Source organism: Marinobacter sp. AL4B, assembly GCF_019916045.1.
Classification (GTDB): Bacteria; Pseudomonadota; Gammaproteobacteria; order Pseudomonadales; family Oleiphilaceae; genus Marinobacter.
The window spans coordinates 992,063-1,011,542 of record NZ_JAILWZ010000011.1; the positions used below are offsets into that span (position 1 = coordinate 992,063).

At 54.3% G+C, this 19,480-nt stretch carries 20 protein-coding genes; 12 read left to right on the forward strand and 8 right to left on the reverse strand.

Translation table 11 applies throughout. The features are described 5' to 3' along the window. Nucleotides 1-30: 30 nt before the first annotated feature. Complete coding sequence (locus K5L82_RS08630) at nt 31-450, forward strand: universal stress protein (RefSeq protein WP_133006205.1); 420 nt, start codon at nt 31-33, stop codon at nt 448-450. A gap of 1 nt (nt 451) precedes the next feature. Here K5L82_RS08630 and K5L82_RS08635 read toward each other — a convergent pair whose 3' ends face one another. Then, complete coding sequence (locus tag K5L82_RS08635) at nt 452-679, reverse strand: hypothetical protein (protein WP_133006206.1); 228 nt, start codon at nt 677-679, stop codon at nt 452-454. Between the two features lie 24 nt (nt 680-703). Between K5L82_RS08635 and K5L82_RS08640 the strand changes: the two genes are divergently transcribed. Further along, nucleotides 704-2,890, forward strand: a complete 2,187-nt coding sequence (locus K5L82_RS08640; protein ID WP_223133837.1) for an OsmC domain/YcaO domain-containing protein — start codon at nt 704-706, stop codon at nt 2,888-2,890. Nucleotides 2,891-2,923: 33 nt separating this feature from the next. On the opposite strand, the gene K5L82_RS08645 is transcribed toward K5L82_RS08640, so the two are convergent. Next, on the reverse strand, nt 2,924-3,808 hold the full coding sequence (locus K5L82_RS08645) for a diacylglycerol/lipid kinase family protein (protein ID WP_133006208.1): 885 nt from the start codon (nt 3,806-3,808) through the stop codon (nt 2,924-2,926). A 79-nt stretch (nt 3,809-3,887) separates the two neighbouring features. On the opposite strand from K5L82_RS08645, the gene K5L82_RS08650 reads away from it, so the two are divergent. After that, nucleotides 3,888-4,187 (forward strand): SelT/SelW/SelH family protein, encoded by a 300-nt coding sequence (locus K5L82_RS08650; RefSeq protein WP_223133838.1) that lies wholly within the window; start codon nt 3,888-3,890, stop codon nt 4,185-4,187. Nucleotides 4,188-4,208: 21 nt separating this feature from the next. On the opposite strand, the gene K5L82_RS08655 is transcribed toward K5L82_RS08650, so the two are convergent. The 5 genes from K5L82_RS08655 to K5L82_RS08675 form a co-directional block, all read right to left on the reverse strand. After that, nucleotides 4,209-4,727 (reverse strand): copper chaperone PCu(A)C, encoded by a 519-nt coding sequence (locus K5L82_RS08655; RefSeq protein WP_223133839.1) that lies wholly within the window; start codon nt 4,725-4,727, stop codon nt 4,209-4,211. A 109-nt stretch (nt 4,728-4,836) separates the two neighbouring features. Next, nucleotides 4,837-5,961, reverse strand: a complete 1,125-nt coding sequence (locus K5L82_RS08660; RefSeq protein WP_223133840.1) for a dihydrolipoamide acetyltransferase family protein — start codon at nt 5,959-5,961, stop codon at nt 4,837-4,839. An 11-nt stretch (nt 5,962-5,972) separates the two neighbouring features. Next, complete coding sequence (locus K5L82_RS08665; protein ID WP_133006212.1) at nt 5,973-6,965, reverse strand: alpha-ketoacid dehydrogenase subunit beta; 993 nt, start codon at nt 6,963-6,965, stop codon at nt 5,973-5,975. Beyond that, nucleotides 6,962-8,041 carry a pyruvate dehydrogenase (acetyl-transferring) E1 component subunit alpha gene (pdhA, locus tag K5L82_RS08670; protein ID WP_223133841.1) on the reverse strand — a complete coding sequence of 360 codons (1,080 nt, stop codon included), beginning with the start codon at nt 8,039-8,041 and terminating at the stop codon, nt 6,962-6,964. The genes K5L82_RS08665 and pdhA overlap by 4 nt, the downstream gene beginning before the upstream one ends. Before the next feature lie 198 nt (nt 8,042-8,239). Further along, a complete protein-coding gene (locus K5L82_RS08675) occupies nt 8,240-8,578 on the reverse strand; it encodes a zinc ribbon domain-containing protein YjdM (protein WP_133006214.1) in 339 nt (112 codons plus the stop codon). A gap of 119 nt (nt 8,579-8,697) precedes the next feature. On the opposite strand from K5L82_RS08675, the gene K5L82_RS08680 reads away from it, so the two are divergent. The 9 genes from K5L82_RS08680 (at nt 8,698) to K5L82_RS08715 (ending at nt 18,758) form a co-directional block, all read left to right on the forward strand. Next, on the forward strand, nt 8,698-9,150 hold the full coding sequence (locus K5L82_RS08680) for a YaiI/YqxD family protein (protein ID WP_133006215.1): 453 nt from the start codon (nt 8,698-8,700) through the stop codon (nt 9,148-9,150). A gap of 80 nt (nt 9,151-9,230) precedes the next feature. Further along, on the forward strand, nt 9,231-9,563 hold the full coding sequence (locus K5L82_RS16645; RefSeq protein WP_262492551.1) for a hypothetical protein: 333 nt from the start codon (nt 9,231-9,233) through the stop codon (nt 9,561-9,563). A gap of 40 nt (nt 9,564-9,603) precedes the next feature. Further along, a complete protein-coding gene (locus K5L82_RS08685; RefSeq protein ID WP_262492552.1) occupies nt 9,604-11,019 on the forward strand; it encodes an ABC transporter ATP-binding protein in 1,416 nt (471 codons plus the stop codon). A 77-nt stretch (nt 11,020-11,096) separates the two neighbouring features. After that, nucleotides 11,097-11,870, forward strand: a complete 774-nt coding sequence (locus K5L82_RS08690) for an ABC transporter ATP-binding protein (RefSeq protein ID WP_133006217.1) — start codon at nt 11,097-11,099, stop codon at nt 11,868-11,870. Then, the gene (locus tag K5L82_RS08695; protein ID WP_133006218.1) at nt 11,860-12,786 is read left to right on the forward strand and encodes an iron-siderophore ABC transporter substrate-binding protein; all 927 of its coding nucleotides are present in this window, start codon (nt 11,860-11,862) and stop codon (nt 12,784-12,786) included. The genes K5L82_RS08690 and K5L82_RS08695 overlap by 11 nt, the downstream gene beginning before the upstream one ends. After that, nucleotides 12,776-14,806 (forward strand): Fe(3+)-hydroxamate ABC transporter permease FhuB, encoded by a 2,031-nt coding sequence (gene fhuB / locus K5L82_RS08700; RefSeq protein WP_223133842.1) that lies wholly within the window; start codon nt 12,776-12,778, stop codon nt 14,804-14,806. The genes K5L82_RS08695 and fhuB overlap by 11 nt, the downstream gene beginning before the upstream one ends. Then, a complete protein-coding gene (locus K5L82_RS08705; RefSeq protein ID WP_223133843.1) occupies nt 14,793-15,596 on the forward strand; it encodes a (2Fe-2S)-binding protein in 804 nt (267 codons plus the stop codon). The genes fhuB and K5L82_RS08705 overlap by 14 nt, the downstream gene beginning before the upstream one ends. Then, nucleotides 15,580-16,539, forward strand: coding sequence for a helix-turn-helix transcriptional regulator (locus K5L82_RS08710; RefSeq protein WP_223133844.1), 960 nt, complete (start codon nt 15,580-15,582; stop codon nt 16,537-16,539). Before K5L82_RS08705 ends, K5L82_RS08710 begins: the two co-directional genes overlap by 17 nt. 110 nt (nt 16,540-16,649) lie before the next feature. Further along, nucleotides 16,650-18,758, forward strand: a complete 2,109-nt coding sequence (locus tag K5L82_RS08715; RefSeq protein ID WP_223133845.1) for a TonB-dependent siderophore receptor — start codon at nt 16,650-16,652, stop codon at nt 18,756-18,758. A gap of 293 nt (nt 18,759-19,051) precedes the next feature. Here K5L82_RS08715 and K5L82_RS08720 read toward each other — a convergent pair whose 3' ends face one another. Further along, nucleotides 19,052-19,465: a GFA family protein gene (locus K5L82_RS08720; RefSeq protein WP_223133846.1), complete on the reverse strand. Its 414-nt coding sequence runs from the start codon at nt 19,463-19,465 to the stop codon at nt 19,052-19,054. Between the last annotated feature and the right edge of the window lie 15 nt (nt 19,466-19,480).

Sequence of the window (19,480 nt, forward strand, 5' to 3'; positions counted from 1 at the left end):
TTCGAATTTTGAACAGAAGGAGGTCGAGTCATGTACCAGAACATTCTCGTTCCCGTTGATCTGGCGCACTTAGACCGAATGGCGAAAACGCTCAACACAGCCATCGATATGGCCAAACACTACGGGGCAAGGCTCTGTTACGTCACCGTGACTAACAGCACCCCAGGTGCTGCCGCCCACAACCCGAAGGAACTGGCAGACAAGCTCAAAGAATTCGCCGATGAGCAGGGAAAATCCCACGGTATACAGACCTACGCTAAAGTGCTGGAGTCAGTCGACACGGCCGTTGAATTGGACGACAAGCTGCTCGGCGCAATAAAGGATACGAGCACCGATCTAGTGGTGATGGCATCCCACTCGCCGGGAATTGGCGACGCTTTGCACCTGCTGCGCTCTAACGCGGCAGAGATCGTCAAGCACAGCAACATATCGGTCTTTGTGGTGCGCTGAGCTAGCGCCCGTCGCCCTTGACCCCCAGGCGATCCAAATATACGTGCAATTCCTGCTCGCTGATGTTCACGTATTCCAGCACACGGCCATAAAGCATCACTGTGGGCACATTGCGCCCGCCCAATTCCTTTTGGGTTTCGCTAAGGACGTACAGTATCGTCCTCTCTGTTTTTGTGAGACCATCCCGCGCGTCGGGGATAACCTCGTCAATTCCGCGTAAACTGCTCATATTTCTGAATCCGGTAAGCTGCCCATGGAAATCAAAGTCAATTATCTCGACAACCTGAGGCTTGAGGCCAAATTCGACGATTTCACCGTCGTCTCGGACCAACCTGTCCGCTATAAAGGGGATGGTTCGGCGCCCGGCCCGTTCGATTACTTTCTGGCGTCCTCAGCCATGTGTGCCGCTTACTTTGTAAAGGTTTACTGCAACGCTCGAGACATTCCGACCGACAACATTCGTCTGTCGCAAAACAATATTGTAGACCCGGAAAACCGTTACAAACAGATCTTCAAAATCCAAGTGGAGTTGCCGGAAGACATTTCCGACAAAGACCGCCAAGGTATTATCCGTTCCATCGACCGCTGCACCGTGAAGAAAGTGGTGCAAACCGGGCCAGACTTCCAGATCGAAGTGGTGGAAAACCTGGATGAAGATGCTCAGGCCTTGCTTAACGTCGGGTCCGGCGAAAACACTAGCACTTACATTGAAGGTAAAGATCTGCCCCTGGAGCAGACCATTGCCAACATGACCGGGATCCTTTCTGATCTGGGCATGAAAATCGAGATCGCCTCCTGGCGCAACATTGTGCCCCACGTCTGGTCACTGCATGTTCGCGATACCGCTGCACACATGTGTTTCACCAACGGCAAAGGGGCCACCAAGGAAGCTGCGTTGGCTTCCGCACTGGGTGAGTTCATTGAACGCCTGAACTGCAACTTCTTCTATAACGATCAGTACTTCGGCCAGGACATTGCGAACAGTAAGTTCGTGCATTATCCGAACGAGAAGTGGTTCCAGCCGGGCCCTGAGGGCGAGCTGCCCGCAGGCATTCTGGACGACTACAGCCTTGGCATCTACAACCCCGACGGCGAACTGTTGGGCACTCATCTGTTTGACACCAACTCAGGCACACCTGAGCGAGGCATCTGCAGCATCCCTTACGTGCGCCAGTCCGATGGGGAAACCGTGTACTTCCCCTCTAACTTGATCGAAAACCTGTTCCTCAGCAACGGCATGAGCGCTGGTAACACACTGCAGGAAGCTCAGGTTCAGTGCCTATCAGAAATCCTCGAACGGGCGGTCAAGAAAGAAATCATCGAGAACGAAATTGCCCTGCCGGACGTGCCGGACGAAGTGTTGGCAAAATACCCGGACATCGTGGAAGGTCTGAACGCCTTGGAAGAACAGGGTTTCCCGGTGCTGGTCAAAGACGCCTCTTTGGGCGGCCAGTTCCCGGTCATCTCGGTCACCGTGATGAACCCTAAAACCGGCGGCGTATTTGCTTGCTTCGGTGCCCACCCTAGCTTCCAGGTGGCGCTGGAGCGCAGCCTGACCGAGCTAATGCAGGGCCGCAGCTTCGAAGGCCTGAACGACCTGCCCGCTCCTACGTTCAACACCATGGCAGTGACAGAACCCAACAACTACGTTGAGCACTTTATTGATTCCAGCGGTGTGGTGTCCTGGCGTTTCTTCAGCTCTAAATCCGACTACGACTTTGTGGAATGGGATTTCTCCGGCACCACAGAGGAAGAGGCCGAAGCGCTGTTTGGCATCTTCTCGGATATGGGCAAGGAATGCTATATGGCGGTCTTTGAAGATCTCGGCGCACCGGTTTGCCGAATTCTGGTACCCGGCTATTCCGAAGTGTACCCGGTGGAAGACCTCGTTTGGGACAACACCAATATGGCGCTGGCCTTCCGGGAAGACATCCTCAACCTGCATCGTCTGAACGAAGACGAACTGGCGAGTCTGGTTGAGCGCTTGGAAGAAGCCGAGCTAGATGTGTACATGACAATCGTCACGCTGATCGGCATTGAGTTTGATGAGAACACCGTTTGGGGTCAGCTCACCATTCTGGAGCTGAAACTACTCATTTATCTGGCCTTGGGCGAGCTTGAAGAAGCTCTGGAACTGGTCGAAATGTTCCGGCAGTTTAACGACAACACTGTCGAGCGCGGTCTTTTCTATCAGGCGATGCAAGCTTCTCTGGAGGCCACGCTGGACGAAGAACTCGAGCTGGAAGACTATCTCTACAATTTCCGCCGGATGTTCGGCAACGAAGTTATGGATGCCGTTGTCGGCTCCCTCAATGGCTCAGTGCGCTTCTATGGACTGGAAGAAACCAGCACGAATCTGGAAGGCCTGGACAGGCATTTGAAGATGATCGAAAGCTACAAGAAGCTCCATGCCGCCCGGGCTAAAGTAGCCGGCCTGTAACTCGACGCCTCGACCTAAAACCGGAAGGGCGAATCACATTGCCCTTCCGGCCTGCACGACTTCTCGGCCAATAACCCTCAGAACACCCTTCTTGCAGACCGCCTCAAAGGGTGTGGTACCGGCCTCGTCACCATCAACCGTCACCGGTTTAGGCTGGGTGGTGCGCACCTGACATACCGAGCTTTTCACCTGCACGATAGTGCTGGTTCGCCGAGGTGTCTTGCCGTTCAGCCGTACCATCAAAAACGCAAACAGCAATTGCAGCAATGGCCTGGGCTTCACCGCAACAACATTCAACTGTCCATCGTTGGCTGAGGCTTCCGGAATTTCGTGCCCCCCACCAAAAAAGGCACCAGAGGCGATCGCAACCGACAACCAGCGCCCTTTCATCGCCGACTCTTCGGTTTGTATTTCGGCATGAAAGCCACGCTGTTCACCGATCTGCCGAAACAGCGTAGCCACGTAACTGAATTGCCCTAACCACTTTTTCGTCGGCCCATCCGCTTCACGGGCAGGCAGCGTTCCAAGCCCAATGTGAGCGACGTTCAAAAATATCCGCTCTCCGGCAACCGCAACATCAATGTTTTGCACGGTGCCTTCCGCGACAAGCTGGACAATCTGTTGTGGCTCATCGGGGATGTTGAGATTACGAGCAAAGTCATTGGCGGTACCGGACGGTAAAACAGCCAGAATCGCATCGTTTTCAAGACAGATTTCAGCCACACCATTGACCGTACCATCCCCACCAGCCGCCATCAGGCAATCGCCTTTGGACACTCTGCCGCGCCATTGCTCCTGCTTATCCAGATGGCAAACTTCGATATCGGAAATCCCCTGAGCCTGCAGGTGATCAAGCCAGAAATCTGCATTTCGGGTACCGTCTCCAGACCCCGGACTGTCCACTAGCCAATGAGCCATCACATCCCTCTAATAAGAATTAACTACCCTTATTTGATAGCATGAATAGCTCATTTATTCCTGCAGGAAGTATTACCGTATGGCAACGCGAGTCACGATTCACTATTGCACCGGCTGCAACTGGCTATTGCGCTCGGCCTGGATGGCCCAAGAACTGCTAACCACCTTCGACGGGATGATTGACGAGCTCACCCTAACACCGGGCACAGGGGGTATTTTCGAGGTGTACGTCAATAACATCCGGATATGGTCACGCAAGGAACAAGGGGGCTTTCCGGACATTAAGCAGTTGAAACAGCTGGTTCGCGACCAGATCGCCCCGGAGCACTCTCTGGGGCACACCGATGCTCACTCCCCGCAATCAGACTCTAACCTCTGAGCGGGGCATGCGTCCCCTATTTCAGTGTTCCATCCCTGAATGATGCGAGTGGTCCATGACCTTGGCATCTAAGGGCTGAACGACCAGCTTGACGGTAATATCTTCGGCATTCTCGAAATCCAGCTGGACCGGAATCGTTTCATCTTCTATCAGGGGCTTTGTTAGCTGTTCCAGCATCAGGTGGTAACTGCGGGGCTTCAACTCCACGGTGCTACCTGCCGGAATGTCCAAGCCGTTAGAAAGCGGCTGCATACGCATCATCCCTTCATGCATGGACGTTTCGTGGATAGAGACATGGCCGGCCCTGGGGCTTTCAGCCGCGATCAATCGCACTTCGTCAGCTCCGTGATTGGTGATAGTCATGTAGCCCACACCCATTGGCGTGCCCGGAGGTGTAGGGCGACTCCAGGCATTGTGAACTTCGATAGCACCGGTTGCTTGGTGGCCGTCATGATGCTGATGATCTGTTGCCCATGCTGGAGTCCCCAGAGTGGAACAGGACAGTAAAAAAGCGGTTGTCAGGCTCTTAAGTTGATTCATGATGTCTCGCACAGTCAGAGGTATCTATCTTTGTGGCCCCTAGTGTTGTTGCCACAAGGCCATTTGGCAAGACACTGATACGATCCGGTGGAATTTCCCGGCCAGATCATCATTTCCCTTTTTTCAATGCATCAACCAGCGCACCCAAGAACCGCGAGGCTTCCCCACCAGTCGCTGCCCGGTGATCGAAGGTCAGCGACAAGGGCAGAATGCGACGAATGGTCGCAGCCCCTTCATAGGGAACGACCTTTTCCCGAATGCGGCCTGCGCCAACAATCGCCACCTGTGGAGGACTGACAATGGGGTTGGCATATTGCCCCGTCATGGTGCCGAAATTAGACAAAGTGATGGTCGCGCCCTGCATTTCCTTGGGGGGAATTTTCCGAGAGGCTACCGACTCTCTCAGGTTTTCCAAACCCTGCCTCAAGTCCTTTAGGCTTCGGTGTGTAATATCCCTGAGCACCGGCACAAACAACCCCTCCGGCGTATCTACCGCAATTCCCACGTGAACTTCATCGAGCAATTGACGGCTTAGGCTATCGCCGTCAAACCAACAATTAAGTTCCGGTACGGCGGCACAGGCTTCGCCGATAGCCTGAACCAGCCTCATGGTGGTGTCAGCCCCCTTTTTCCAGTCACCAACATCCACATCCTCAAAAATAGAAACCGGCACAACCTGAGCGTGTGAGAGCGCCATGTTCTTCGCCATAGTCCGGCGAGTGCCTCGCAACGCTTCTGCATCGCCCAACTGCTTCTGGTGACTGGCCTGTTTATGCACGTCATCGGTGGAGATCAGCCCACCGGGACCACTGCCTTTGATGCTTTCCAAATTAACCCCGAGCTGCTGGGCCAGTGCCCGAACGCCCGGAGTTGCACGATTAGAACGTGCCCGCTTACTGGAGGCTGCCGCACCCACGATGAACGTATCTTGCTGAGCAGCTTTGCCCTCGCCTTTACCAGACGATTCAAGCTTGCCCACGACGGTTCCAGAGTCCTCGTCGTCGCCTTCATAAGCGAGCAAGGGTTCACCGGTATGAATGATATCGCCCGCTTCGCCATAGAGTTTGGCAATAACACCCGCTTGCGGCGATGGCACCTCTACAATGGCTTTCGCCGTCTCTACACTGACCAATACCTGGTCCACTTCCACGCTATCGCCCACCTTCACATGCCACTCAACGATTTCGGCTTCCGGTAGGCCTTCACCCAGATCTGGGAGTCTGAAATTTTTCATTATTGTCGCTCCTACAACCCGATCACCTGCTCAACGGCGTGCACGATGTCTTCGACCTGCGGCAGATAGTTCTGCTCGTTCCGGTAATACGGCATCACCGTGTCGTAGCCGGTCACTCTGATCACCGGCGCCTGCAAGTCCAAAAATGCCGATTCAGCAATGGAAGCCGCGATCTCTGCGCCGACACCGCCATTACGGCAAGCCTCATGGACGATCACCGCTCTGCCTGTTTTGGCCACAGAACATAGCAAGGTCTCCCGATCCAACGGACTGACGGTCGCTACGTCGATCACCTCACATCCTACCCCTTGTTCGGCTAGCCTATCCGCCACTTGCAGGGTTTCCTTGACGCAAGCACCCCAGGTAATGAGGGTGACATCGTCGCCTTCACGCAAGGTAAAACAGGTATCCAGTGGCAGCGCCTCGCCATTGTTGTCCACCCGCTGAGTAACGGCTCGATAAATACGCTTCGGCTCCAGGAAGATCACCGGGTCCGGGTTTCGGATAGCCGCCAACAGCAGACCGTAGGCACGCTGCGGTGAGCTGGGAATCACCACTCGCAATCCCGGAATATGAGCAAACAAAGCTTCGGTACTTTCGGAATGATGTTCTGGCGCATGGATACCTCCGCCAAACGGGGCACGAAACACCAGAGGACAATGCAGCCGACCTCGAGTGCGATTGCGCATACGGCTCGCGTGACAAACAATCTGCTCCATCGCAGGATAAATGAACCCCATGAACTGAAATTCCGCCACCGGTCTCAAGCCCTGCGTCGACATGCCGATCGCCGTACCAGCAATCAGATTCTCCGCCAACGGCGTGTCCATCACCCGCTTGAACCCGAAGGCGTCTTTCAGGCCCAACGTTGCCCGAAAAACCCCGCCATTCGTTGCGATGTCTTCGCCCAGGACCACAACGTTGTCGTCTTGTGCCATTTCCCAATGCAGGGCCATGTTGACCGCTTCTACCAAAGTCACATCACGAACGTCTGACTGACTCATGCCGGACCTCCACGATACTTGTTGGCGATCTGTTCGCGCTGACCCTGCAGCGCGGCGGGAAGGCTTTCAAACAGGTAGTCGAGCATCGCCGTGGGTGGTTCGGCCTCTGTCGCCAAGTACGTTTCTACAGACTCATCAACCGTCTTCTTGGATTCCGCCTGCAACGTTTTTTCCTGATCAGGACTCCAAAGATCGTTGTTGTACAGCCAATGTTGCAGCCGCTTTACCCCGTCCTTTTCCCACGCCTGCTTGAGTTCTTCAGCGGAGCGGTAGCGGGTAGCGTCGTCGGCGGTGGTATGGTCTCCAAGCCGGTAGGTTACGGCTTCAATGACTGTCGCCCCTTTACCCTGGTGGGCCCGGTCAAGTGCATTATCCAAGGCTTCGGCGCAGGCAAAATAATCATTACCATCAACAATGTGCCCCGGCAGACCCGCACCAATAGCTTTCTGAGCGATGGTTTCTGCGCCGCTTTGCAGACTGCGAGGGGTGGAGATGGCCCATTGGTTATTGATCACCACGAATACCACTGGCAAATGCCAAGCGCCGGCTAGGTTCAGGCTTTCCATGAAGTCGCCTTTCGAGGTACCACCATCACCTATGCAGCACACAACGGCCCTCTCCTCACCTCGAATCCGAAACGCCGAGGCCACCCCTACAGCATGACCGCACTGGGTGGCAATGGGCACCGCAATCGGCAGGTCTTCCTGGCAATGCTGCCAGGCACAACCGCGCTCATCGCCGCCCCAATACAGCAGTAACTCCGCCAAGGATACACCTCGAAGAATATGAGCCGCCTGGTCGCGATAATAGGGTACAAAGACATCGGTCTTGGCCATGCTCTGGCCAATGGCAGTGCCAATCACTTCATGGCCAAGCACAGAAGGATAAGTGCCACATTTCCCGGTACGTTGAAGTGCAATCGCTTTGGAATCCAAGGTCCGTGCCAGCACCATATTTTGGTAGGCAGCCAGAACCCGGTCGGTGTTCTCGGCTTGGATCGGCAGTTCACCGAATGGCTTGCCGTCCTCATCCAGATAGCGAGTGCTATCCACATGGAACTCATGCAGCTCTTTCATCCCATCCTCCTGCCCCCGGCTGTGCGATACCAGCCTGACTGAACTGATGCCTGCTTATGGCGGGCATTTCCAGCGTTGGAGTATTCATCTTATTGGTAGCGTGGGTTGCACGCTGCGGGATTAAACAGAGTGCCAGTCGACACTCTGTTTAATATTTAGACGATGGGATGCAATAGATCAAATGCGGAAGGAGAGCAATCAGGCTTTCTTGACGAACTCGGATTTCAATTTCATGGGACCGATACCGTCAATTTTGCAGTCGATATCGTGATCACCCTCAACCAGACGGATGTTCTTCACTTTGGTACCCACTTTTACGACAGAACTGGAACCTTTTACTTTCAGGTCTTTGATTACGGTAACCGTATCACCATCCTGCAACTCGTTTCCGTTGGCATCCCGAATGACCTTTCCAGCTTCCGCTTCAGCCTGCTCTGCTTCCGTCCACTCATGGGCGCACTCTGGGCAAACCAGCTGAACACCGTCTTCATAGGTGAACTCCGAGTTACATTGGGGGCACGGCGGCAATTGAGACATTATCATTTCCTGTTAATTGAATGAGATCCACATTATAACACCACACCAAAAGTTGTTCTCACAGGCGCTGCCAGAACAGGTAAACTGGCCCGCAAGCCAACGAACACAAGGAAACCGACATGCCGATCTGGGTCGACGCCGACGCCTGCCCCGTGCCCATCCGGGAAATCATCTGCCGCGCAGCTACTCGCTGGAAGGTTCAAACCACCTTCATCGCAAACCATGTCATTACGCTGCCGCCCAGCCCGTTTATCAGCCGTCGTCAGGTGCCTCAAGGTTTTGATGTTGCCGATAACGAGATTATGGAACAGATGGCAATCGGCGATCTGGTGATCACCCAAGATATTCCTCTGGCTGCGGAAGCTATCGAGAAAGGGGCGACCGTTTTCAATCCGCGCGGACAGGCGTTTACGAAAGAGAATATTCGCCAGCGATTAGCGATGCGAAACTTTATGGAAGAAATGCGAAATGCAGGACAAGTGACCGGCGGGCCAGCACCATTCGGTCAGACTGACCGCAAAGAATTTGCTAACAAGCTGGACCGGTGGTTGCAGAAGAACACCCGCAACTGAAAATCATTCTCTTTTAAACGGGTGCGGAATTCGCTACCCTTCCCGGCTCTGCAAACCAGACACCGAGAAGGAAGCAAATTATGACCACGCGCGCCCGTCCCTCCAGTAGTTTCGCTGCGCTCGGCCGTCTGCTTAGATACGCGCATGGCTATCGGCGGAACATTCTCTCGGCCACCGCGTGCTCCATCATCAACAAGCTTTTCGATATTGCTCCGGAAATCCTCATCGGTGTTGCCATCGATGTGGTGGTGAACCAAGAGGAAAGCTTTGTTGCGGGATTAGGATTCGACACCGCACAAGAGCAGATCACAATCTTGGCGGTGCTCACCTTCTTTATATGGGCTGGCGAATCGCTGTTTGAATACCTTTACCAAATTCTCTGGCGCAACCTGTCCCAGCGCCTGCTGGTCTGACCTCAGACAGGATGCCTATGAACACGCACAACGCCTGGATATGAGTTTTTTTGAAGCCAACAGCTCCGGACAGCTGGTGGCCACCATGAATGACGATGTAAACCAACTCGAACGTTTTCTGGATGGCGGTGCCAATGCGATGATCCAGGTGGGTGTTACCGTTATCGCAGTTGGCGCAGTGTTCTTCGTATTATCACCATTGATTGCCCTGCTGGCATTCACTCCAATCCCTCTGATTATATGGGGAGCGTTTTATTTCCAACGCAAAGCCGGCCCTCTCTACTCCGACGTGCGGGAAAAGGTAGGCGATCTGTCCAGCCGACTGGCTAATAACCTGGGCGGCATCGCCACCATCAAGAGTTTCACCGCAGAGCAACGAGAAGCCAAGCGCCTGAAAGACGCCAGTGAAGCCTATGTACAAGCCAACCGCCGCGCCATTCGGGTCAGTTCTGCCTTCATTCCTGTGATTCGTATGGCAATACTGGCGGGTTTTCTGGCTACCTTTACGGTCGGCGGCATGATGGCACTGGAAGGCAGTCTAAATGTGGGCGCTTACGGGGTGCTGGTGTTTCTTACTCAACGCCTGCTGTGGCCAATGACCGGCCTTGCAGAAATAATCGACCTATTTGAACGGGCCATGGCCAGTACCCGGCGTATTCTCGACCTGCTAGCTGAGCCAACGAACGTTCAGGATCAAACTGATACTCCCTTGCAACAACCGGTGTGCGGGGAAGTATCCTTCGACCAGGTGAGCTTCCGCTATACCAGCAATGGCGCGGGCGTTCACGGCATCACCCTAAACATACCTGCGGGCCAGACACTGGCGCTGGTGGGTGCGACCGGTTCCGGAAAATCAACGCTGATTAAACTACTGCTACGCTTTTACGATACGTCCGACGGTGACATCCGTATCGATGGCCAGCCCATCCGTACGATCAGCCTGAAATCTCTGCGTGAGGCCATCGGACTGGTCAGTCAGGATGTCTACTTATTTGAAGGAAGCATTCGGGAGAACTTGGCCTATGGCAAGCCCAGTGCCACCGACGACGAGATTATCGAAGCTGCACGTACGGCGGAGGCATGGTCCTTTATCGAGAACCTGCCTGACGGCTTGGCGACACAAGTTGGGGAGCGAGGTGTTCGCCTTTCCGGTGGACAGCGTCAGCGGCTTTCACTCGCCAGAGCACTATTAAAAAACCCGCCAATTTTGGTGTTGGACGAAGCAACCAGTGCGGTCGACAACGAAACCGAAGCCGCCATCCAGCGTTCGCTCAAACGCATAGGCCATAACCGCACCGTTATTATGATCGCTCACCGGCTTTCCACGATTGTGGATGCAGACACCATTGCGGTGGTCGAAAACGGACGGATCACTGAGCAAGGAAACCACAACAGCCTGATCGCTGATGACGGTTCCTATGCGGCTCAGTGGCGCGTTCAAACCGGGCAAACTTGAGGTCTTACACCAAAACACATTGATAGTAATTATCATTTAGATTACCCTCGCATGCATACGAACAGGGGGGGATCTGAATGCCCGCATTTTTTGATGTGCGAAACCTTGGCGTCCGCATCGGCGACACCACCATTCTCCACGGAATCAACCTGGCCTTTGATGAAGGTCAGGTCACCGCCTTGCTTGGCCACAACGGATCGGGCAAATCGACTTTGCTGAAAACACTGGCCAGACAAATACCGGCTAATGCCGGTGAGGTTATGCTGGAGGGAAAGACTGTCAAGAGCCTCGGCGCCCGAGCTTTTGCGCGAATCGTGGGTTACCTTCCCCAGCACCCGCCGGGCACCGATGGCCTTACAGTAAGGGAACTGATTGCCCTGGGCCGCTACCCTTGGCGAGGCCCTCTGGGCCGTTTAAGTGAGAAAGACCACACTCTGATTGACCAGGCCATTGCCGACACAGGCCTTAAACCCTTCGAGCACCGTTCTGTGGATACTCTTTCAGGCGGCGAGCGTCAGCGCGCCTGGATCGCTATGCTGCTGGCCCAACAAACTCGCTGCTTATTGCTGGACGAACCCATTTCGGCTTTGGACGTAAAGCACCAGGTGGAAACCTTACGATTGGTTCAACGGCTGGCCAAACAGCGAGCGTTGACCGTCATTGTAGTGCTCCACGATGTTGATCTTGCAGCTCGTTTTTGTGACCGCTTGGTTGCTCTGAAGGCGGGTGTGGTGGTGGCGGATGGAATTCCGTCAGACGTGATGAACAGCCAAATTCTTGAGTCCATCTACAGTGTGCCGATGGGTGTCATGGAGCGAGCCCCCGGGCAATGGGTTTCCTATGTCCATTAATCTGAGGACGCTGCTACTCGGGGCACTTTTTCTGGTACTCCCCGCCTTCGGCGCAAGCCAGACATGGACTCACGAGGGAGGCACACTGAGCCTAGACGCCCCCCCCAAACGCATTGTCGCGCTGAATTGGGCGGCTACAGAGACATTGCTTCTGCTGGGTACCACACCGGTTGGTGTGGCCGATAAAAGTGGCTACAACGCCTGGGTGAATAAGCCGAAACTTCCAGACGACGTCGCCAACGTGGGCACGCGTGTTGCGCCTAGCCTGGAAGCCATTGCCGAACTGAAGCCGGACCTGATTGTCACCAGTACAGAAATGGCACCCGCCCATGAACTGCTGGAGCAAATTGCTCCAACCTACGTCATCAGCGTGTACAAGCCGGACTCCCACCCCTTCGACAGAGCCAAGGAAATGCTTCGAGTCCTCAGCGATATGCTTGACCGTGAAGCCCAGGCCGACGCCGTTCTGACCGATATCGAGCAAACACTGAAGCAACAGCGGGATCGTTTGGAGCGGGCCAAACTAACGGACACAGCGATTGCACTCATCAGTTTTCAGGACAACCGTCATGTGCGGATCTACACCAAGGACAGTTTGTACCAAGCAGCATTGGATAGCCTTGGGCTTACCAATGCTTGGCCAAGCCGCGGAAATTATTGGGGTTTTGCTTCCATTGGCCTTGAGTCCGTTGCACAGATCCCGAACAGCCGCCTGGTGGTCATTGAACCTCTTGTACCCGGGCTCGCCGATAGTTTGGAAGAGAGCCCATTCTGGACCTACCTTCCGCCGGTAAGAAACCAACAGATCTATCAGATCCCCAACGCTTGGTCTTTTGGTGGGGTGCATCAGGTCAAAATTCTGGCCAAAACGCTCACCGAGGCTCTGCTCAAAGGGGGCAGCAACAATGTCCTATGAAGCAACCCTGACAACACCTGGCCGTCCGAAAATGCCCACGCGGCTTCCGGCAACCGTCATTCTGCTATGCCTCTTAGCTTTCCTTGCCAGCGCACTGCCGTGGCTTCAGCAACTCTCGCCACTACAACTTGTCTCGGCTTTTTGGACCTACGACGGCGATCAATACGCCTCGGTCTTGGCGCATTTTTCGTGGGCACCGAGACTATCCATGGCGCTGCTGATCGGCTGCGCACTGGGCCTTTCCGGGGCGATTACGCAACAGGTACTGGGCAACCCCCTTGCATCGCCTACCACTTTGGGCGTGGAATCCGGCGGCCAGTTCGGAATAACGATGGCCACGTTGTTTGCCCCCGGCTTACTGGCTTTGAGCCCGGACATAGCCGCGGTGGCCGGCGGCCTGCTTGCTATAGGCTTGGTTATCCTTCTCACCTGGCGGCTGGGTTTCTCGCCGGTGACCGTTATTCTGGCCGGCCTGGTTGTGACGTTCTTTCTGGGCGCCATCAACATGGCCTTACTTCTTCTCAAAGGTGAATGGCTGGGCAACCTGTTTATTTGGGGCGCCGGCTCGCTGGCGCAGAATAACTGGACTCCCTTCTTCGATCTTTTGCCCAAGGTACTGATCATCGCCGCTCTGATGCTCACCTTGATACGCCCGTTGCAACTACTGCAACTGGGCCAGACGTCAGCAAACGCATTGGGTGCGAAAGTATCACTGCTACGCGCAACAGCTCTGTTTCTGGTAGTAGCAATGACATCGGTGGTGGTCAGCCGGGTGGGCGTCGTCGCATTTGTGGGGCTGGCCGCGCCCGTACTGGCACGCCTGCTAGGCGCTCGAACGCTCACTGAGCGCCTGTTCTGGAGCACACTGGCCGGTGCCGGCATTCTCCTGTCGGCCGATACCCTCGCGTATTGGACAACGTCTCTCAGTGGCGGCTCACTTGTTCCTACTGGCACCACCACAGCGCTGATTGGCGGCCCTATTATTCTTCTGGCGTTACAAGGATTCCGGGATGCCCACCCTATGCCAGGCCATGAAACCAGCCCTAGCGACTTCTTGCCCCCTCGCCGCAATCCGTTTCAGGTAGCGGGGCTGCTGAGCGCCTTATTGGCCATAACGATTATTCTCTCGATGAGCTGGTCACCGGGATTGGAGGGCTGGAACTGGACACCCTTTACGCAATGGACAGATGCCTGGGTATGGCGGGGCCCCCGATTAATGGCGGCAATTCTGGCCGGGATGGCGCTAGGAATGGCCGGCACATTAATCCAAAGAATGACCGGGAACCCCATGGGCAGCCCAGAATTGCTTGGCATCAGTGGCGGCGCCGCGTTGGTCATGGTGGCACTTGCCCTGACGGGACTGGATTTGGGTCGCGCGGGTCAGCTCGCGGCTGCGACTCTCGGTGCATGTGGCGCCCTTGCGCTGTTATTGCTGCTGGCTCGGAAACATCGTTTCTCGGGCAACCAACTGCTACTGGGAGGATTGGCGTTGTATGTGTTCATGGATGCAGGCCTGCGCCTCGTCATGGCCACTGGCGGCACCCTTGCCTCAAAATTGTTGAACTGGATGTACGGTTCCACTTGGTTGATTTCCGAAGTTGAGGCATTCGGTCTGTTAGCCTTGGTAGTCGGTCTTGGAGGCCTGACCCTCCTCACTCTTCGCCCCCTTACCCTGTTACCTCTGGGGGAGACTTCTGCTTCAGCTCTTGGCCTTCACGTACCCCGTACACGGCTTTTACTGTTACTGCTCGCGGCCGCATTGACGGCTGCCTCAACGGTCGTCATCGGCCCCTTAAGTTTTGTAGGGTTGATTGCCCCCCATCTGGCCCGGGTATTAGGCCAACAAACCGTCGGAAAACAGTTGATTGCCGCGGCTTTGGCTGGGGGGTTGTTGCTCGCAATCGCGGATTACTTAGCACGGCTGCTGGTTTATCCGAACCAGTTACCCGCGGGGCTACTGGCTGCCCTGGTTGGCGGCCTCTACTTTCTTTGGGGGCTGGGTCGTCATGGCAAAAACTGAAACGGGTCGCCAGTTGTTGGCGGACTATCATCATCTCGCCGCAAGCCGGTGCCTCAAGGCGAACGCATTGTTAGAAAGCGACCCGCTACCGGATATCCGCCCTCAGTCAACGCTGTTTTCTCTGGCTCAGTTGCTAGAAAGCCCAGGGCTGATTTGGCGAGAAATCCAGAACAATTATCCGGACGCCGACCTCCCGCGAATCCAAAAAGCACGAGTGTCTGTATTGCAGCAAAATCTGGCTCTACAGATTATCTGGCCCCTGGTTATCCGACTGTTCCGAGACGGAAATAGCATTGCTCTGAATCCAGACCAGGTTTTCCTGAAATGGAAAGACAATGATTTAACCTGGCTTCATCTTGCCAACAACTCCGAGCCGCTAGAGACGCAAGAATTCATTAACGCTTTGAGTGAACAGTTGCAGAAATGGTACCCCGTTTTTCGACACCAGCTTGGAGTCAGCCCCGGCGCGTACTGGAGCAGTGTCGGTCTGGCACTTGGTGCTCCCTACTCAATGATATGGAATCAGGTGAACCCAGAAGCCTTGTGCAAGCAAGCCAATCATTGGCTGTCTCAATTCCATTGCGAAGCCAACAAACATATCGACTGGATCCCCGCAGAATTCAATCAGCAGCGGTGCGCCATTCCTCAACGCCGGGGCTGTTGTCTGAAATATTTGCTGCCAGACGAAGGGTATTGCGGAACCTGCGGCGTTCATCGCAAGAAACGCATGGCGCAAATTGAGACCCGACAAACGATTCCCCAGGCTTCGAAAAATGCACAATCATGCTGAACGCCGCTCATACCGCATTGGTGATTTTCGGGCACTTGGCGAGAAATTCGACATCGACTATCACTTTCCCAGTATCTCGCAGGCGGCGGCCGATGCAGACCAAACCATCATCGCGGAAGGGGGGATCTCCGAGTACGCGCTGAGCTCTGGATTTCGGTTCACGTTTTCCCGACTAAGTATCCGCCAGCCCTACAAATCGGTATCGCTCGGTCACGCGCCATTGTTAATACTGCTGGTCCTTGAAGGCCATGTTCACTTAAAAATCGGAGCGTTGGAAAAAACATTAACGTCGGGCAGCGCAGTGACTATGCAGCTGCACCCTGAGTACCCCTTACAAGCCACGCAGATGACCCAGCAGCCCCTTATCACCGTAACACTGGCGTTCGACCCGAAAGGAGCTGATGTAGGGCGAGCCTCCCCGCCGACATTGCTCAGACTACTCAGCCAAATCCACGAACCTGTCCATACGTGGTCTCTACCGGATTTTCTCAAAACACAACTGGTAAAGGGTTATCTGCCAGAACTGCCAGAGTTGCAACAGTCTTTGTTGCTGGAAGGCTTGGCGCTGCAATTGACTGGTTTGGGAATACCGGAAAACAAGACCCAGACGCACGTAACGGACGCTGTTTCCCAACCTCAGCGTGAACGCCTTGAACTGGTACGCCAAAAACTGGAATTCGCCCCGCAACAAAACTACTCGTTTTCAGAGCTGGCACGGATAGCTGCGATGAGCCCCAGCAGCCTGAGAACGAAGTTCCGCGCTACATACGGGCTATCCCCTTTCGATTATCTCCGCCGTTGCCGCCTCGACCTGGCACGACAATACCTCAACCAAGGCTTCAGTGTTCAGCAAACCGCTCACAAAGTGGGTTACCGCCACGCCACCAACTTTGCCACCGCATTTCGCCATGAGTTTGGGATTTCGCCGAAAAACAGCCAGTGACCCCCCAAAATTGTGTTTGCCAATAGGTTTTTTGTTGTTTGTCATACCAAACACTGAACACGAACGACAATAATTCTCATTATTAAATAAAGCTCATATAGAGGTACACCATGCTTGCCCGCTCACGATTGTCGCTATCCATTGCAGTATGTCTTTCCAGCTTGGCTGGGGCGACACCGGCGTTTGCACAGGCCTCAGACGAACAATCTGTCCGGCAACTTGAGGCCTTGTCGGTCACTGCAACGCGCGGTGCCACCAAGACGGAAACACCGGTTATGGAAACGCCGCAAACCGTCAATGTCATTAGCCGCGAGGAGTGGCAAAAAAGGGGCGCCAAATCAGTCCAGCGGGCGGCCAGCTACACTCCTGGTGCCAGTACAAACCAAGTCGGCTCGTCAAATCGCTACGATTACCTGGTGCTGCGAGGTTTCTCCAGTGGCAGCATCAACAATACGTACCTAGATGGCCTTAAGGTTATGAACGATGGGGGCTCGTTCAGTTCTTTCGCCATTGATCCGTGGTTTCTGGAACGAATGGAGATCGTTAAGGGACCTACTTCAGTGCTCTACGGGCAAAGCTCACCTGGGGGTATTGTTGCCCTCACAAGCAAAAAACCGGAGTTCGAATCCGGCGGCGAAATACGAGCGACGCTCGGCAGCAATGCGCAGCGCGGTTTAGCTTTTGACGTTACCGGCCCGATCGATGATGACCGTCGTGTGGCATATCGCCTGACAGGAAAAATGTCAGCCGCCGATGCGCAACAAGATCATGTCGAAGAGGAGCGGCGGGTTATTGCCCCATCACTGACCTGGGATATAACCGACCATACCTCTCTGACACTGCTTGCCTACCTGCAAAGAGACCCAGAAGGGGGCTACCATAATGCGCTCCCCTATGAGGGTACGGTCGAATCCCGGAACGGTCAGAAAATCAGCAACACCTTTTTTGACGGCGAGCCGGGATATGACAGGTTCTCCCGTGATATGACCATGGTCGGCTATGACTTGGAACATGAGTTCAGCCCTGACTGGACTGTTCGCCAGAGACTTCGCTTTCTGGAGTCTGATGTCTCTCTCGATCAGGTCTATGCTGCCGGCTGGGCCAGTGACACGGAACTGGCGCGCTACTACTCCGGCGCCGAGGAAGATCTTGAAGCGATAACAATCGACAATCAGGTGGAAGGATCCTTTTTCACCGGTGCTGCCGAACACCGTGTACTGGTGGGTGTGGATTACCAGCAACGAGAAAATGATGTGGAATGGCTCTCTGCAGCGTTCCCGCCAATCGACGCATTTAACCCTGTGTATGGTGCAGAGCCGACAGCAACGTATCCTGCCGTACGAAATCGTCGTGAAGTGAAGCAGGCAGGGCTATACCTGCAAGACCAGATCAATCTGAATAGCTGGTACCTTAGCCTGGGTGGCCGGTATGACCGGTTGGGCATTGAGAATACTGACCTTGATAACGGTGGAAAAAGCGAGCTGGATGAAACCCACTTCACCGGCCGTGCGGGCTTGCTGTATCAATTTGAATCGGGTTTAGCGCCTTACCTATCGTATTCGACTTCGTTCTCTCCGAACGCCGTTGTTGGAGAAGATGGAGACCTGCTTGATCCAAGCACAGGCAAACAAATCGAAACCGGCCTGAAATACCAGCCCGTCGGAACGAACGACCTGTACACCCTGTCCCTGTTCAAAATTAATCAGGACGACCTGGCAACCAAACTTCCGAATGAAACTTTCAGCCGTGCCATCGGTGAACTCCAGTCCCAAGGCGTGGAATTGGAGGCGAAAACACAGCTGACAGACAATTTGGATATTCAGGCCGGGTATGCGTACACAGAGGTGACTTTCGAAAAATCGGAGCCTTATCGGGAAGGTAACCAAGCCAGCCAGTCGCCCAAGCATCAGCTGACCCTTTGGACTGGTTATCGCTTCAACCAAGGCATTCTGAGTGGTGCCCGTGCGGGTCTGGGAGTACGGCATCTCAGAGATATTCAAGCCGATGACGCCAATACGAAAGAGATTCCGAACTACACCTTGGTAGACATCGCCCTGTCGTATAATTTTGCGCGCTTAGGGGCTCCCGGTGTTACCGCCCAACTCAACGTGAACAATCTGCTGGACAAAGAGTACGTAGCCTCTTGCTACAACAACCTGAATTACTGCTACTACGGTGCGGAACGCGATGTAACAGCTTCTGTCTCGTACAAGTTCTAAGTTATTCACTATCCCAAACAACTCGGGCCCGTACTTACGGGCCCGAGTTGTTTATGTTATTAAAAAAAGGTCGGTCAGGATTAGCCACTCATACATTTAACGCCCAAATCACCACGAGTGCCAAGGCGAAAGTGACCGCAAACCCTGCCAACTTGATACCTTCTAATGCTTCATGATTCATCGAGATTCTCCTAAGCTTTAGAATCATCATATAATAATGATTCTTATTTGCAAATAAAGATTACTCTCATGATCACTAAAAATGTCAGGTGCGGAAGGGCCTCACCAATGCATCAGAACGGGTCGTTGGTTCGCTCTGTTTTTTCAAACTGCGGAAGCTCATCAGCAATATCAAACCACTCCGCTTTTGAGCCGACATAGATGTGTCGAGCGGGCTTGGCCGCAATCGGTTCATTGATCACGCCAATGCGCAAGCGAAGAATGCCCGAAATAGCATCCAGCCGGCTGTACAAGTGGCTGCCACAACGGCTACAAAAAGCGCGATATTTGCCCGGTCGAGACTCATATTCAGTCACCTGATCCTCACCAGCCACATACCGAAAGCGCACTTTTTGTACCGGCGCACTGGCTGAAAAGGCACTGCCATGGGCGCGGCGACACTGACTGCAATGACACAGAGAGATCGGGCCAAGGGCGCCTTCATACTCGAAACGAACATCGCCACATAAGCACCGACCTGTAAACATTACATTCTCCCAAAG

Excerpts from the sequence above, each read along its gene's own strand:
- K5L82_RS08720 (WP_223133846.1), bottom strand. The coding sequence starts at position 19,465 with ATGTTTACAGGTCGGTGCTTATGTGGCGATGTTCGTTTCGAGTATGAA.
- K5L82_RS08715 (WP_223133845.1), top strand. The coding sequence starts at position 16,650 with ATGCTTGCCCGCTCACGATTGTCGCTATCCATTGCAGTATGTCTTTCC.
- K5L82_RS08640 (WP_223133837.1), top strand. The coding sequence starts at position 704 with ATGGAAATCAAAGTCAATTATCTCGACAACCTGAGGCTTGAGGCCAAA.
- K5L82_RS16645 (WP_262492551.1), top strand. The coding sequence starts at position 9,231 with ATGACCACGCGCGCCCGTCCCTCCAGTAGTTTCGCTGCGCTCGGCCGT.
- pdhA (WP_223133841.1), bottom strand. The coding sequence starts at position 8,041 with ATGAAAGAGCTGCATGAGTTCCATGTGGATAGCACTCGCTATCTGGAT.
- K5L82_RS08665 (WP_133006212.1), bottom strand. The coding sequence starts at position 6,965 with ATGAGTCAGTCAGACGTTCGTGATGTGACTTTGGTAGAAGCGGTCAAC.
- K5L82_RS08680 (WP_133006215.1), top strand. The coding sequence starts at position 8,698 with ATGCCGATCTGGGTCGACGCCGACGCCTGCCCCGTGCCCATCCGGGAA.
- K5L82_RS08630 (WP_133006205.1), top strand. The coding sequence starts at position 31 with ATGTACCAGAACATTCTCGTTCCCGTTGATCTGGCGCACTTAGACCGA.
- K5L82_RS08695 (WP_133006218.1), top strand. The coding sequence starts at position 11,860 with ATGTCCATTAATCTGAGGACGCTGCTACTCGGGGCACTTTTTCTGGTA.
- K5L82_RS08690 (WP_133006217.1), top strand. The coding sequence starts at position 11,097 with ATGCCCGCATTTTTTGATGTGCGAAACCTTGGCGTCCGCATCGGCGAC.
- K5L82_RS08705 (WP_223133843.1), top strand. The coding sequence starts at position 14,793 with ATGGCAAAAACTGAAACGGGTCGCCAGTTGTTGGCGGACTATCATCAT.
- K5L82_RS08710 (WP_223133844.1), top strand. The coding sequence starts at position 15,580 with ATGCACAATCATGCTGAACGCCGCTCATACCGCATTGGTGATTTTCGG.
- K5L82_RS08650 (WP_223133838.1), top strand. The coding sequence starts at position 3,888 with ATGGCAACGCGAGTCACGATTCACTATTGCACCGGCTGCAACTGGCTA.
- K5L82_RS08655 (WP_223133839.1), bottom strand. The coding sequence starts at position 4,727 with ATGAATCAACTTAAGAGCCTGACAACCGCTTTTTTACTGTCCTGTTCC.
- K5L82_RS08645 (WP_133006208.1), bottom strand. The coding sequence starts at position 3,808 with ATGGCTCATTGGCTAGTGGACAGTCCGGGGTCTGGAGACGGTACCCGA.
- K5L82_RS08635 (WP_133006206.1), bottom strand. The coding sequence starts at position 679 with ATGAGCAGTTTACGCGGAATTGACGAGGTTATCCCCGACGCGCGGGAT.
- K5L82_RS08675 (WP_133006214.1), bottom strand. The coding sequence starts at position 8,578 with ATGTCTCAATTGCCGCCGTGCCCCCAATGTAACTCGGAGTTCACCTAT.
- fhuB (WP_223133842.1), top strand. The coding sequence starts at position 12,776 with ATGTCCTATGAAGCAACCCTGACAACACCTGGCCGTCCGAAAATGCCC.
- K5L82_RS08685 (WP_262492552.1), top strand. The coding sequence starts at position 9,604 with ATGAGTTTTTTTGAAGCCAACAGCTCCGGACAGCTGGTGGCCACCATG.
- K5L82_RS08660 (WP_223133840.1), bottom strand. The coding sequence starts at position 5,961 with ATGAAAAATTTCAGACTCCCAGATCTGGGTGAAGGCCTACCGGAAGCC.